We start from the raw sequence: 13149 nt of genomic DNA, 5'->3' as shown, positions 1-13149 counted from the left end.
GTATCTTCAAAATACCGCTGATTAATATAACAAAATACGAGTAATCATAACATTCGAAGTTAAATTATATTGCTGCAGTGTGAATTGATGTTTCTAGAATATAAATTGGTTGTAGTAAAGTTTGAACGAAGCCAAAAAAAACTACTAAATCAGTTTGATAGATTAAACTTAAATGTAAACCATGATACACTAAAAATACAAAAGCTCTATGTGAGTACTTACAAACACATTTATAAACGCTACGTACGTTTTTGGCGTCAGACAATATGTAACTGGCGTAATAGCGACAGCAGGAGGCATAATGAAGCAACTACCATTAACCAAACAGCAACTGATCGCTGCTATGATTTCATTGAGTTTGGGCAGTGTTGCACAAGCCGCACTTACAATTAATGGTAGCACTGACACTGCCTCTAGTGCACGCCTGAGTTGGGGCGGCGCTGATAGCTTGTCTGAAGCTCGCAACATTATGTACAAGTCTAATGGCTCTGCTATTAAGAAAGTTGATAGTGGCTACGGAACTACCAACATCACGAATACTAATAGTTTTGCTAGTAGTAATAACACCAATAGTGCTCGCTATAACACAACCTATCGTGGGGCGTTTGGTAGTAGCGACATGATTCCGATTAGTACGGATTCACGTAGTGTTGCGGTGATTGATGCTGAAACTGGCGAATCTATCTACGAAAAAGATGCTGATATCGCGCGTCCCATGGCCAGTATCACTAAAGTTATGACGGCGATGGTTGTATTGGATGCAGGCCTTGATATGCGTGAAGAAATCACGCTTGATCCAGAGGATTTTGTTGGTCCTAAGCGTGCAAGCTCGCGTTTGAAATCAGGTGATCGTTTAAACCGCGCTGAGATGCTATTGATGGCGTTGATGAAGTCTGAAAATCCAGCAGCAAAGAGTCTAGCGCGTAATTACCCAGGTGGCTATGATGCCTTTATGCGTGCAATGAATCGTAAAGCGCAAGATTTGGGCATGAATACGGCATTTTTTGGTGATCCAACTGGACTTGATAAGCGCAACGTAGCTTCTTCAAAAGATCTGGTTAAGATGGTTCGTGCTGCTGGCAACTACGATGTGATTCGTCGCTTCTCTACCACCAAGAGCTATGACTTTTTTGTCTCAAACTACTCAAGTGGTAACCGCACTTATAAAGCCAACAACACTAGTAGTTTGGTTCGTGCAGGTGATTACCCAATCGGTATCTCAAAAACAGGTTTTATCAATGAAGCTGGGCGTTGCGTTGTGATGGAAACGCGAGTCAATAATCGCCCTGCAATTATTGTTATTCTAGGGGCAAACAGCTCAGCAACACGTTGGGGCGATGCTAAAAATATCTTAAATAGTTTGGCTACACGCCGTACAGTATAAGCTATCGGTTCTAAATGTATAAAAAAGCTGTTATATCATATAACAGCTTTTTTATTGTGTTGAATTTAAGAATTAAGGATACATGCTATGGGTCATTCACCATTCTCTTCTCCTACACCTAAGCTATATCTATTGACCAACGATGATGAGTTCGAGCTGTTATATCAAAAGCTAGAAGCAGCCTTGTCGACAGGATTGATTGCGCTATTACAAATTCGTCGTAAGCAAATTCTTAATCTGCCTGATGGAGCTTTGAAGCTTTTTGATGAGGCGCAAAAAATTGTTGAGTTAGCTAAAACGTACAAAGTGCCAGTTGTTATTAATGATGACGTGAAGTTAGCCGAAAAACTTGGCGTTGGGGTACATCTTGGTCAAACAGACGGCAGTATCGGTGATGCTCTACAGTCCCTTTCACCGCATCAAATAATTGGTCGTACCTGTCATGGTGATATAGCACTGATTAAAGAAGCAAAAAATGATGGTGCAAGCTATGCTGCGATGGGTGCTGTATTTACTTCTACAACTAAGCCAAATGCTAATATCATTTCGCGTCAACAGCTTTTGGAAGGGTGTCAGCAAGGTATACCAATATGTGTGATAGGGGGGTTAACCGCAGAAAATGTATCAGAGTTAGTAGATTTGCCCATTGCGCTTGTAGCAGTAGTCGGGGATATCATGGATCTACCAGTAGCGGACATAGCGCAGCGTTGTCATGAATGGCAGCAGGCATTTTCCGAATGGAAAATACCTACTTGAAACATGCTTTTTAGAGAAGTTTTAGAGTAGTAGTAGTCTTACAATAGAATATTAATATGACAGAGCTACTCAGCGTGTTCCATACATAAGGTAGCATAGGGTAGCGCTTCTAAGCGTTGCTCTTCGATCTGTTCACCGCAGACTTCGCACTCGCCATAAGTACCACTTTCAATTCGACTCAATGCATTTTCGACATAGATTAAGCTTTGACGCGCCTCGCTCATCAAATTTTTGCGCATGTCATTTTGACGATAGGATATGGCCTGATCTTCCCAATGTTCATTGAGATCATCTTGTGGGTTTTGAATGTGATCTTCTATCTTATCAATTCGAGATTCGTACTCATCTTTTAATTTTAATAGGTTTTGTTTCGCAGTGTCTAAGTTGATGTTCATTATTTTCTCCTAATGGATTATTTTTATTGTCAATGTTTCTATCATAAAGAGCTTGACTGCTGAGTACCACCACGAAATGTTACGGTTTATTGACTATGCTCAAAGCTAGCAACGGCAATTGTTGTCATCGAATAATGGTCTGAGAATTTAGACTGAATATCTTAAACGTGCTGAAATTTGTGACAGGTTGCTTGTGAGACTGCGCTAGAAAACTGGTAGAATACATCGCCGCTGAATTCTGATTACTTGAGTGACTCATCAGAGTGGTTTGATAGGTGTCAGAGCCAAGCGTTAAAAAGACATTAAAAAGCAATAAAGCTGAAAAAAGCAATAAAGCTGATAGTGACTATATAGCTTAGATATAAGATAGCGTAGTTATAAAGCAGGCGAGCGAGAGCTCTACAAAATAGTAGATTGATCGAGCTTAGCACTGAATCTGATTTATATAGAGCTGACTATAATAGTCATATCAGTAATGACAGTAATCGCAAATTAACAGATATATTGATGCATAGGAGCAGGTGATGAATTTTTTGCGTATGAGTGAGTTGAACTTAACGGATAAAGTGGTATTGATCCGAGAAGATTTAAATGTGCCTATTAAAGATGGTAAGGTCACGAGCGATGCGCGCTTGCAAGCCAGTCTTCCTACCATCAAGATGGCGCTTGAAAAAGGCGCCGCGGTAATTGTTTGCTCACATTTAGGCCGCCCAACAGAAGGCAGTCCTGAAGCTGTATATTCATTGACACCAGTTGCTGACTATTTGACGGACAAATTAAGCTCGCAACTATCGACACCTGTACGTCTTAATAGTAATTATCTTACCCAAGGTGCCAATGTAAAATCTGGCGAAGTGGTTCTATTAGAAAATGTACGCTTCAATGACGGTGAAAAGAAAAACGATGCCACGCTAGCGAAAAAGTACGCTGATTTGTGCGATGTGTTTGTGATGGATGCTTTTGGTACAGCGCACCGTGCACAGGCATCAACAGAAGGCGTTACGCAAGCGATGCGTCAAGCAGATAAAACTGTGTGTGCAGGGCCATTGTTAGCTGCTGAGCTTGATGCTTTGAGCCTAGCGCTTGAAACGCCAGCACAGCCAATGCTCGCTATCGTTGGTGGGTCAAAAGTGTCTACCAAATTAGAAGTGCTACACAGCTTGGCCGAAGTATGCACGCAAATTATTGTTGGTGGCGGTATTGCTAATACTTTCTTAGCAGCACAAGGTCACAGTGTTGGCGCCTCATTGTACGAAGCAGACTTGCTTGATACTGCACGTGACATTATGACCAAGACTGAAATTCTACTGCCTGAGTACGTCGTAGTCGCTGATAAAAACGACATCGATTTTGCTGACTTTACTGGCTCATTGCAAAAAGCCACCGCAACGATCAAATCAGTTGATGCGATTGGTGACAATGACATGATATTGGATATCGCACCAGAAAGCGCAAAGCGACTTGCTGATGCCATTATTAATGCAAAAACCATCTTGTGGAATGGTCCAGTGGGTGTATTTGAGGTCGATGCTTTCGGGCAAGGCACACAGATATTAGCTACTGCTGTAAGAGACAGCGATGGTTTCTCTATCGCGGGCGGCGGTGATACGTTAGCGGCTATCGATAAATATCAAGTTGCTGATGGTGTGAGCTATATGTCAACAGGTGGCGGTGCGTTTTTGGAGTTTGTTGAAGGTAAAGTACTTCCGGCAGTCGCTGCGCTGCAAATAGATGCCTAACTAGTTAACGATACTCTGTAGCTTAGTAACATTAGACGTACAACTAACTTTAAATAACTAAGGTAGTCTGTAAAAATAATATTTTGGCTGTTGATTTGCTTGTTTTTATTGATATAAGTAAGCGCAATAGCCATCGATTATTATTAAGCAGTCATTATTTATTTATATACTGAAAATTATTATTGCATGTCTGATTCGCACTCTATAAAATAGCGCGACCATGTATTTTGACATGCATTATTTACGAGAGGTTTATTATGTTAAAACGTCATTTATTACTTGCTAGCGTACTTGCTGGTACCTTTGCAATCACTGCATGTAGCCAACAAACAGAAGAAAACACAGAAGCTGCTGTTGAATCTGCTGGCGATGATGCTGCTGCAAACGCTGATGCTGCTGCCGCTGAAACAGACGCTGCTGCTGCTGAAGCTGAAGCTGCTGCTCAAGACGCTGGTGCTGAAGTTGCCGAAGGCGCTGATACTGCTGGTGCAGCTGCGACAGACGCTCTAGAAAACACTGGCGATGCTATCGCTGAAGGCACTAACACAGCGGTTGAAAATACTGCTGAAGCTGTTGCTGATGGCGCTAACGCTGTTGCTGATGGCGCAAATGATGTTGCAGTTGATGCAGAGCAACAGTACTAAGCTACGCGATAACTAAGCACTATTAACTAAGCACTATAATGACTGATTTATTGGGACGCTATCGATTGGTAGATACTCATTGGTAAATAATTTCTAAAAAAAGTCATTGCTTTATAAGCCTCAAAATACTAGAAAAGCCTTGGTGATTGCCAAGGCTTTTTGCGTTGTATGCCATTGTGGTAGTTTATAAAGTGACAGTTTATAAAAATTAAACTGGTATCAAGAGACGGTATAGACTGATAAATAGTCGGTCAACTGCTACGAAGACAGAACAATTTTTGCTATAATCACCGCGTGGTAATCATATCCAACACCATTCAAACTTTTACTAGCCTGTGTACGGTCAGTATGGTCGAATATACAGTGAAATGATTGCTATCAAGCTGTTTTTTAAAATACTATTCAAAATCTAATCAGAGAGCGTCTTATGGCCCTAATATCCTTACGTCAACTTCTAGATCATGCCGCTGAACACAGCTATGGTGTTCCTGCCTTTAACGTCAATAACTTAGAGCAAATGCGTGCAATCATGATGGCTGCGGATGCTTGTGATTCACCTGTCATTGTCCAAGCCAGCGCAGGCGCACGTAACTATGCAGGGTCAGCATTTTTGCGTCATTTGATTATCGCTGCTATCGAAGAATGGCCACATATTCCAGTAGTGATGCATCAAGATCACGGTATGTCACCAGCTATCTGCCAACGCTCAATTCAATTAGGTTTCTCATCAGTGATGATGGATGGCTCACTTGGTGAAGATGGCAAAACGCCAATGGACTATGATTACAACGCTAGCGTCACGCGCGAAGTCGTCAAAATGGCCCACGCTTGCGGTGTCTCTGTAGAGGGCGAAATCGGTTGCCTAGGTAGTCTTGAAACTGGTATGGCTGGTGAAGAAGATGGCTCTGGCGCTGAAGGCGTATTGGATCATGAGCAGCTTTTGACCAGTGCTGATGAAGCTGAGCAGTTTGTAAAAGACACCAATGTCGATGCGTTAGCGATTGCTATCGGTACTAGTCATGGTGCCTATAAGTTCACACGTCCACCGACAGGCGATATTTTGTCTATTGAACGCGTAAAAGAGATTCATGCCCGTATTCCTAATACGCATTTGGTCATGCATGGTTCTTCATCAGTGCCACAAGAATGGCTAAAAGTTATTAATGAAAATGGCGGTGATATCGGCGAAACTTATGGTGTGCCAGTTGAGCAAATCGTTGAAGCGATCAAACATGGCGTACGTAAAGTAAACATCGATACGGATTTACGTCTGGCATCAACTGGTGCTATCCGTGAATTCCTTGCAAAAAATCCAAGTGAATTTGATCCACGCAAATACTTCAAAGCGTCTATGGTAGCGATGTCAGATATCTGTACCAACCGTTTTGAAGCGTTCGGCTCTGCAGGTCAAGCACACAAAATTCGCCCAACCAGTCTTGAAGGTATGGTAAATTTTTACCAATAAGACTGTGTTGTAGAACGTAGTTGTTAATCATGAAGTAGCAGCTGATTTTATAATATTTTGCATAAGAGGTCGTAAATAATGATTGGATTGATTACCGGACAGGTGCAGTACTTGATGGCACCGACGGCTTGTATCATGACGACCTCTGGTGTGGGTTATGATATCGAACTACCATTACCTTCGTTTTGTCAGTTACAGCTTAATGAACAGGCTAGCATTTGGACACATTTTCATGTTCGCGAAGATGCCCAGTTGCTCTATGGCTTTATCGATCGAAAAGAGCGTGATGTCTTTCGCCAGTTAATTAAAATTAATGGTGTTGGAGCAAAAATGGCCTTGGCAATGTTGTCTGCAATGTCAGCAGCTGAGCTAAAGATGCACGTCGAGCAAGAGTCGGAGACGGCATTGACTCGTATCCCAGGTATTGGTAAAAAGACGGCACAGCGTTTGTTGATTGAGCTAAAAGATAAGCTAAAGAATATCGAAGTTGATAGTAGTGGTTCGTTCGAATTGACGCCTCAGGAAACTACGATTTCTCATGAAGGTAGTATCATCGCTGAAGTAGAAGGTGCATTAATTAGCTTGGGTTACAAAGAGAAGGAAGCTCAGCTAGCGATCAAAGCTGCTAAGAGTAAAGGAGATACTTTTACTGATACTCAAGGCTTATTAAAAGCTACTTTACAGCAGCTGTCTGGCTTTTAATTCACTTTAACTAGCCGTCTATCGACGACAACCACATAATGTATTAAGTTAATAAGCGACATTAAATGTCGCTTATTTTCGTTTTAGTGCTTGTTTAATGAGGTTTTGCATGACTTATAGTCAACGTTTAGTTATGCTATTTGTTAACTAATTTTTTAATATAATGATAAATTCTATGACGCAAGATCGTTTAATTAATCCGCTAGAAGGCGCAAGTGATGCTCCTGATGCCAATATCCGACCAGCGTTGTTGGCTGAGTATATTGGTCAGCCGGTGGTACGTGAGCAGATGGAAGTGTTCATCGGTGCTGCTCGTGGCCGTGACGAAGCGCTAGATCACACACTTATATTTGGTCCACCAGGTCTAGGCAAGACGACCCTCGCCAATATTATCGCTCGTGAGATGGGTGGTAATTTGCGTTCTACTTCAGGGCCTGTGCTTGAGCGCCCAGGAGATTTGGCAGCCATGCTGACCAATCTAGAAGCGGGTGACGTACTGTTTATTGATGAAATTCACCGTCTAAGCTCGGTTATTGAAGAGATACTTTATCCAGCGATGGAAGATTTTCAGTTGGACATTATGATTGGTGAAGGGCCTGCTGCGCGTTCTATCAAGCTTGATTTACCACCGTTTACCTTGGTAGCAGCAACGACTAGAGCAGGGCTGCTAACCTCACCACTACGTGACCGTTTTGGTATTGTACAGCGCCTTGAGTTTTACAATATCGCTGATCTAACGACGATTGTCAGTCGCGCAGCACGTCTAATGCGTGTACCAATGAGTGAAGACGGGGCAGTAGAGATTGCGCGCCGTGCACGTGGTACACCAAGGATTGCTAACCGCCTATTACGCCGCGTGCGTGATTATGCTGAGGTAAGAGGCGATGGTAGTATTAATGGCGCGATTGCGGGTAGTGCGCTGGATATGTTGGCAGTAGATAGACGCGGTCTTGATCATTTGGATAGGCGTTATATTGAAATATTGTACGAGCGCTTCGATGGTGGCCCTGCTGGTGTTGAAGCAGTGGCAGCAGCGATGGCCGAAGATCGTGGAACCCTTGAGGATGTGATCGAGCCGTATCTGATTCAACAAGGTTATGTTCTACGTACGGCTCGTGGTCGAGTACTGACACAGATGGCAGTCGATCAGATGTTATAGTAATCAGTATTCAGCACAAAAAATACGCCTGCTTTTCATTAAAAGCAGGCGTATTTTTTTGTTTAACTTTAAAATTATAAAAATTTTTCTGAACTGATTGATTAAAAATAAATCTGCTTTCTAAGCTAAAATTCGCCAAACAACTACCAAGACAGCCAGTATATAAAATATAGGTGATAGCCAGCCGATGACTTGCGTAGCGATAGCAATAAAAATAGCAAACCCTGCAAGTGCTAACCAATCACGACGACGGTCGTTTAGCATGTCAGCACGAATCTGCTGTATTTCACGTAGCTGACTGTCTTGTCGAGAGCCTTGTGAAGCAAGGCTTTGTAGCCCTTGGTCTAATAGTTTAGGAATATCGGTGGTAGACAGGAGCATTTCAGGCAGTTGTTGACGCAGTTGCTGTAGATTACGCATAGGATCTAACTGCTCTTTGATCCAACTGCTTAGAATCGGTTTAGCAAGTGACCAAATATCAAGGTCAGGATATAAATCACGGCCGAGTCCTTCTACATGGACCAAGGTTTTTAGCAAGAGCATTAGCTGCGGCGGGATACTCATATGGTGTCTACGCGCGATGTCCAAAATCTGCATTAGTACGCCAGCAAAGTCGATATCATCGATTGATTTTTGTAGCATAGGGCCGACGGTGCGTTTCATATCACGCATCAGGGCATGTTTATCGGCATTTGGCGGTATCCAACCTGCACGACTAACAATATCTACCACAGCGGTAAAGTTATTGTTCATCACGGCAAGTAACATTCGCGCCACGATGAGCTGATCGTCTTTTGATAAGGTGCCCATGATGGCGCAATCAAGCCCAATATAACGAGGCTCATGACCTAAATCAACTGCTGCCATACCCGTATGTAAGGTTTGCACAGGTGGTGTCTCTACGAACACATTGCCTGGATGCATATCAGCATGGAAAAAGTTATCACGGAAAACTTGTGTAAAAAATATCGTTAAGCCTTTTTCTGCAAGCGTCGCACGGTCATAGCCTAACTGATCAAACATCTCAACTTGTGAGATAGGGACGCCTTGGATACGCTCCATGACCATCACGTTTTTGGCAGCGTCATAAACTTCAGGCACATACATCAATGCTGAACCCAAGAAGTTATTACGCATCTGAGTAGTATTGTCAGCCTCAAGCGTCAAATCTAGCTCATTGAGCATGACTTGCCGATAGTCTTCGACAATATCGATGATATGAACAGCACGTGCTGCTTCAATACGCGCAGATGCCCAACTTGCCAATTCTCGCAGTAGCTCAAAGTCAGAAACAATCACAGTGCGAATATCGGGGCGAACCACTTTTACCACGACTTCACGTCCATCATGTAAGGCAGCCGTATGTACTTGGGCGATAGAGGCGGCCGCTAACGGTTTGATATCGAATCGTGCAAACAAGGTCTCAATATACTGGCCAAGACCATGTTTAGGATGTTGAATTTGGGCGACAGCAATATCAGCGTCAAAAGGCTTCACTTTGTCTTGCAACTGAATCAATTGAGCGATAATCTCAGGCGGTACCAAGTCGCGACGCGTTGAGAGTAACTGGCCAAGTTTCAAAAACAGCGTACCCATATCTTCAAGCGCATACTTAATCGCATTTGGTTGGTGCTTTTTACCCCATGCTGCTGGATGCATGCGAATTAATCGCGCCAAAGGTTGCAGTTGCGGTGCTTCTTCGATAGAAAAATGGGTATCAAGGCGATACATTGCGGCGATACGCCAAAGCTCAAGTAGACGAGCGCGGTGCGATAATAGCATGAGGTTAGGTACTCTAAACAAAGACGAAAATGGGGTAGGCGTTGTGCTTAATCATAAATAGTGCCATCGGTAATAGCGTTCATTTATGATTGAGACAATCGGCTATTGATGAAACGAGTTATTAAGAAACTGCGCTTGCTCTTCTTTAATAGCAGCAAGTTTGGCTTCTTCTCGTTCGACGTCAGCACGTAATTTTAACAGTTGCTGCTTAAGATCATTTACTTCAGTCACCTCGATAGGGTCAGGTGTGCTATTGCCAGCCACTTCATTGGCCCAATCACTAACGTCATCAAAAGCACGTTTGGCACTATGACGCCAGCTACCTTTAAGCTGAGAGATAAGGAGATGTAACTGGCTAGCCATTGGTTTACCAATAAATGGTTCAAGCTGTCCAGCTAGGTCAGGATCAAACCCTGCAACCAGTTGTTTGAGCTGCATTAGCACCTTGTAATCACCAGCAATTGGAAGGTTACCTTCAGCGCCGCGCATCAGATTGAGCAGTTGAGCGGCATTGTCTACGGTGATGGTACAGTCTGGACGACTATGACCAAAACGTGCGCGCTCCATGCTGGCTTTTTGGCGCTCATTCATCTGGCCACTTGGTTCAAATATGCTCTCTGTCGTGACCGGCTCAAAGCGTAAACGCTCATGAGTGAACAAGATGTCTAAATGAATCTCAGGCAGTCTCATATTAAGACGTAACACTTTACCTGCAAGCGGAGTTAAACCTGCCTTGGTAATCTCATCACTGGCAATGGCAATGTTAATTAGCTTTTCGGCTCCAGCTAATAGAAGGACAGTCAGCATAAGGCTCTCGCATCGGTAAGTGAGCGCCTTTGCATTAGCTGCATCAGCGCATCGTGTGTTCGTGTTAAGTTCAATATGGTCTATTAAACGTAATAGTCTTGCCAATCGTACTCTATCGTTACGCTTTAAAGCCGCGATGGACAGCCACGATACCAGCAGTCAAGTTATGATAATCACAGTTTTCAAAACCAGCCTGTTGCATCATCTGCTTGAGTGTCTGCTGATCAGGATGCATACGAATTGACTCAGCTAAGTATTGATAACTTTCAGCATCATTAGCAATCAGCTTACCCATCACTGGCAATGCAGTAAATGAATACAAATCATAGGCTTTAGATAGTGGCTCAAATACTGGCTTGGAGAATTCCAGAATCAATAGACGACCACCTGGCTTTAGGACGCGATACATAGACTTTAGCGCGGCATCTTTGTCAGTAACGTTACGCAAACCAAAGCTAATAGTGACCAAATCAAAGCTTTCGTCATCAAAAGGGGCTAACGTTTCAGCGTTAGCTAATACAAAATCGACGTTATTACAGCCTGCATTGATTAGGCGCTCACGGCCCACTTCTAACATCGCAGCATTGATATCAGATAGTACCACGTGGCCATTTCTACCGACTTCACGGCTAAATACTTTGGCCAAATCGCCCGTACCGCCAGCAATATCAAGGACATGCTGACCAGCACGCACGCCTGATAGACTAGTCGCATACCGTTTCCACAGACGATGAATACCGAATGACATCAAGTCATTCATGATGTCGTATTTTTTGGCAACAGAAGTGAATACGTCAGCCACACGTGCTTGTTTTTCTGCTTTATTGACGGTTTTATAGCCAAAATGGGTCTGCTCATTACCATCTGTTTCAGGCGTGTGCGGATTATTGATATCATCACGCTGATTGAATAGCGTTTGTTTTATTGTTTGCTCTGAAGTATTTGTGCGAGTCGTTTTGTCGTTGTTTGGCATAGTGGTTTGTTGGCCTTGCGGCGTCCCAGTTGGTAAATCTTGAACTTTAGTAAAGTCGCTATTGTCATCACTAGCAACGCTATTATTCTTGCTCGGTACGACATTGGTTGTTTGGTTGCGTAATATCTGCGCGCTAATCTGTTGATTATGAGCAATACTGTCTTTTACCAGTTTGTCTTGCAAATGACCATTCGTTGTTGTGGCTTGATTAGAAGGAGTGCTGCTATCTTTTGAATTATCAGTCATCATGTTGTCCTAGAATTTATTTTTATGATTGTCTTTATCGGAGGAAATCGTTAAATAGTAAGCGTCAATTGGCTATTCAACATATTGACCTTATGATACACCAAACGCTACTGGCTTACTGCCATTATCCGTATCATGAACCTGATCAATAATGGACAGCTCACGCTTGCAGAACGGCTCAATAAAATCGCTGACGCTGCTCAGAGGTTTCATGGCCTTAAATCCTGTATCAATAAAATCATAAAGCGGCTGGTAGCCATGACGATAGGCTGTACTTTTTGCTAGTGCAAAGGCTTTTTTGAGCATAAACGAATTTAGATGTTTGTCTGTGCGATAACAGACGTCTTTTAAATTGGCAATCTGAACTCGGCGCTCGTTTTCTTCATCGACAGTTCGATAGGCGGTTAGCATGTTCTCTTCGTTCACTGGCAAATCTTGAGCGAGTAACCACTGGGCTAAATGCAGATCTAGCTCAATGGCAAAAATTGCTGCTTGGATACCCATGCTACCAGCCTCTAGAGCTGACTCTTTGGCAAGACGTTCTAGCTTTTTCGCTTTTGGCAGGATACGTGCCAATTGCTCTGCTAATAACTTGAACTCTTCGCCACCATACAGTTGGGTGAGGAAGTAATCGGCCATTAGTTGGTTTTTAGGTTGTTCAAATAGCTCGCGATGCGTCTGCTGGAGACGTGCTTGTTGCCATGATTGTACTTCTTTGAGCTTAGCATTTAATTCATCATTTTGGTGATGAGGCATCGCCCAAAATCGTGTCAAATGCTGTTGTAAATCAGCTAAAGCGGTCATGGCAGTAGATCCTGTAGAAGTAAAGGGTAATTAAATTTGAGTATGGTTGTTTTAAATATAGTGGTTCAGGGTTATAAAATTTTCAACAACTGTTCTATCCTATACCCAAAATTGTGTTCACCTTAAAAGAAAATAATTAAGAATACAAATATCAATCTGTTACACAGCAATATTATTTACTCGATTGGCGCAGTGCTATGATTAAATGAGATAAAAATGAGCGATGAGTCAGAAATATTAAGAGTTGTCCTATTAATAGCTATCCCATAAGTCACTCAACGGTAAAGCAGACC

Annotated in this window: 12 protein-coding genes; 7 read left to right on the top strand and 5 right to left on the bottom strand. The window is 42.8% G+C overall.

Annotated elements, in window-relative coordinates; genetic code table 11:
- Positions 1–301: 301 nt before the first annotated feature.
- Together ACS8FA_RS24620 and ACS8FA_RS24615 are read left to right on the top strand one after the other, a co-directional pair.
- Positions 302–1384: a serine hydrolase gene (locus tag ACS8FA_RS24620; protein WP_439265301.1), complete on the top strand. Its 1083-nt coding sequence runs from the start codon at positions 302–304 to the stop codon at positions 1382–1384.
- An 87-nt stretch (positions 1385–1471) separates the two neighbouring features.
- The gene (locus ACS8FA_RS24615) at positions 1472–2140 is read left to right on the top strand and encodes a thiamine phosphate synthase (RefSeq protein ID WP_439265299.1); all 669 of its coding nucleotides are present in this window, start codon (positions 1472–1474) and stop codon (positions 2138–2140) included.
- A gap of 65 nt (positions 2141–2205) precedes the next feature.
- Here the strand turns inward: ACS8FA_RS24615 and ACS8FA_RS24610 are convergent, their stop codons facing one another.
- On the bottom strand, positions 2206–2535 hold the full coding sequence (locus ACS8FA_RS24610) for a TraR/DksA family transcriptional regulator (protein ID WP_439265297.1): 330 nt from the start codon (positions 2533–2535) through the stop codon (positions 2206–2208).
- 524 nt (positions 2536–3059) lie between these two features.
- On the opposite strand from ACS8FA_RS24610, the gene ACS8FA_RS24605 reads away from it, so the two are divergent.
- The 5 genes from ACS8FA_RS24605 to ruvB all read left to right on the top strand — a co-directional run bounded on the left by ACS8FA_RS24605 (position 3060) and on the right by ruvB (position 8244).
- Positions 3060–4274, top strand: a complete 1215-nt coding sequence (locus ACS8FA_RS24605; protein WP_439265295.1) for a phosphoglycerate kinase — start codon at positions 3060–3062, stop codon at positions 4272–4274.
- Between the two features lie 257 nt (positions 4275–4531).
- The gene (locus tag ACS8FA_RS24600) at positions 4532–4918 is read left to right on the top strand and encodes a hypothetical protein (protein WP_439265293.1); all 387 of its coding nucleotides are present in this window, start codon (positions 4532–4534) and stop codon (positions 4916–4918) included.
- A 427-nt stretch (positions 4919–5345) separates the two neighbouring features.
- Positions 5346–6383, top strand: a complete 1038-nt coding sequence (gene fba / locus ACS8FA_RS24595) for a class II fructose-bisphosphate aldolase (RefSeq protein ID WP_057760953.1) — start codon at positions 5346–5348, stop codon at positions 6381–6383.
- Between the two features lie 78 nt (positions 6384–6461).
- Positions 6462–7085: a Holliday junction branch migration protein RuvA gene (gene ruvA, locus ACS8FA_RS24590; protein WP_439265291.1), complete on the top strand. Its 624-nt coding sequence runs from the start codon at positions 6462–6464 to the stop codon at positions 7083–7085.
- A 175-nt stretch (positions 7086–7260) separates the two neighbouring features.
- Positions 7261–8244 (top strand): Holliday junction branch migration DNA helicase RuvB, encoded by a 984-nt coding sequence (gene ruvB, locus ACS8FA_RS24585; RefSeq protein WP_439265289.1) that lies wholly within the window; start codon positions 7261–7263, stop codon positions 8242–8244.
- Between the two features lie 120 nt (positions 8245–8364).
- Here ruvB and ACS8FA_RS24580 read toward each other — a convergent pair whose 3' ends face one another.
- The 4 genes from ACS8FA_RS24580 to ACS8FA_RS24565 form a co-directional block, all read right to left on the bottom strand.
- Complete coding sequence (locus tag ACS8FA_RS24580; RefSeq protein WP_439265287.1) at positions 8365–10026, bottom strand: ABC1 kinase family protein; 1662 nt, start codon at positions 10024–10026, stop codon at positions 8365–8367.
- Positions 10027–10128: 102 nt separating this feature from the next.
- Positions 10129–10833, bottom strand: a complete 705-nt coding sequence (locus ACS8FA_RS24575; protein ID WP_439265285.1) for a ubiquinone biosynthesis accessory factor UbiJ — start codon at positions 10831–10833, stop codon at positions 10129–10131.
- A 118-nt stretch (positions 10834–10951) separates the two neighbouring features.
- Positions 10952–12055, bottom strand: coding sequence for a bifunctional demethylmenaquinone methyltransferase/2-methoxy-6-polyprenyl-1,4-benzoquinol methylase UbiE (gene ubiE / locus ACS8FA_RS24570; RefSeq protein WP_522902001.1), 1104 nt, complete (start codon positions 12053–12055; stop codon positions 10952–10954).
- A gap of 87 nt (positions 12056–12142) precedes the next feature.
- A complete protein-coding gene (locus ACS8FA_RS24565; protein WP_439265281.1) occupies positions 12143–12856 on the bottom strand; it encodes an FFLEELY motif protein in 714 nt (237 codons plus the stop codon).
- Positions 12857–13149: the final 293 nt, after the last annotated feature.

The organism is Psychrobacter sp. 1Y1 (genome assembly GCF_051847395.2).
GTDB lineage: Bacteria > Pseudomonadota > Gammaproteobacteria > Pseudomonadales > Moraxellaceae > Psychrobacter.
Note: the sequence above shows the minus strand (reverse complement) of the source record. Positions and strands in the feature narration are given on the sequence as shown.

Excerpts from the sequence above, each read along its gene's own strand:
- ACS8FA_RS24610 (WP_439265297.1), bottom strand. The coding sequence starts at position 2,535 with ATGAACATCAACTTAGACACTGCGAAACAAAACCTATTAAAATTAAAA.
- ubiE (WP_522902001.1), bottom strand. The coding sequence starts at position 12,055 with ATGATGACTGATAATTCAAAAGATAGCAGCACTCCTTCTAATCAAGCC.
- ruvA (WP_439265291.1), top strand. The coding sequence starts at position 6,462 with ATGATTGGATTGATTACCGGACAGGTGCAGTACTTGATGGCACCGACG.
- ACS8FA_RS24600 (WP_439265293.1), top strand. The coding sequence starts at position 4,532 with ATGTTAAAACGTCATTTATTACTTGCTAGCGTACTTGCTGGTACCTTT.
- ACS8FA_RS24565 (WP_439265281.1), bottom strand. The coding sequence starts at position 12,856 with ATGACCGCTTTAGCTGATTTACAACAGCATTTGACACGATTTTGGGCG.
- ACS8FA_RS24575 (WP_439265285.1), bottom strand. The coding sequence starts at position 10,833 with ATGCTGACTGTCCTTCTATTAGCTGGAGCCGAAAAGCTAATTAACATT.
- fba (WP_057760953.1), top strand. The coding sequence starts at position 5,346 with ATGGCCCTAATATCCTTACGTCAACTTCTAGATCATGCCGCTGAACAC.
- ACS8FA_RS24620 (WP_439265301.1), top strand. The coding sequence starts at position 302 with ATGAAGCAACTACCATTAACCAAACAGCAACTGATCGCTGCTATGATT.
- ACS8FA_RS24605 (WP_439265295.1), top strand. The coding sequence starts at position 3,060 with ATGAATTTTTTGCGTATGAGTGAGTTGAACTTAACGGATAAAGTGGTA.
- ACS8FA_RS24580 (WP_439265287.1), bottom strand. The coding sequence starts at position 10,026 with ATGCTATTATCGCACCGCGCTCGTCTACTTGAGCTTTGGCGTATCGCC.
- ruvB (WP_439265289.1), top strand. The coding sequence starts at position 7,261 with ATGACGCAAGATCGTTTAATTAATCCGCTAGAAGGCGCAAGTGATGCT.
- ACS8FA_RS24615 (WP_439265299.1), top strand. The coding sequence starts at position 1,472 with ATGGGTCATTCACCATTCTCTTCTCCTACACCTAAGCTATATCTATTG.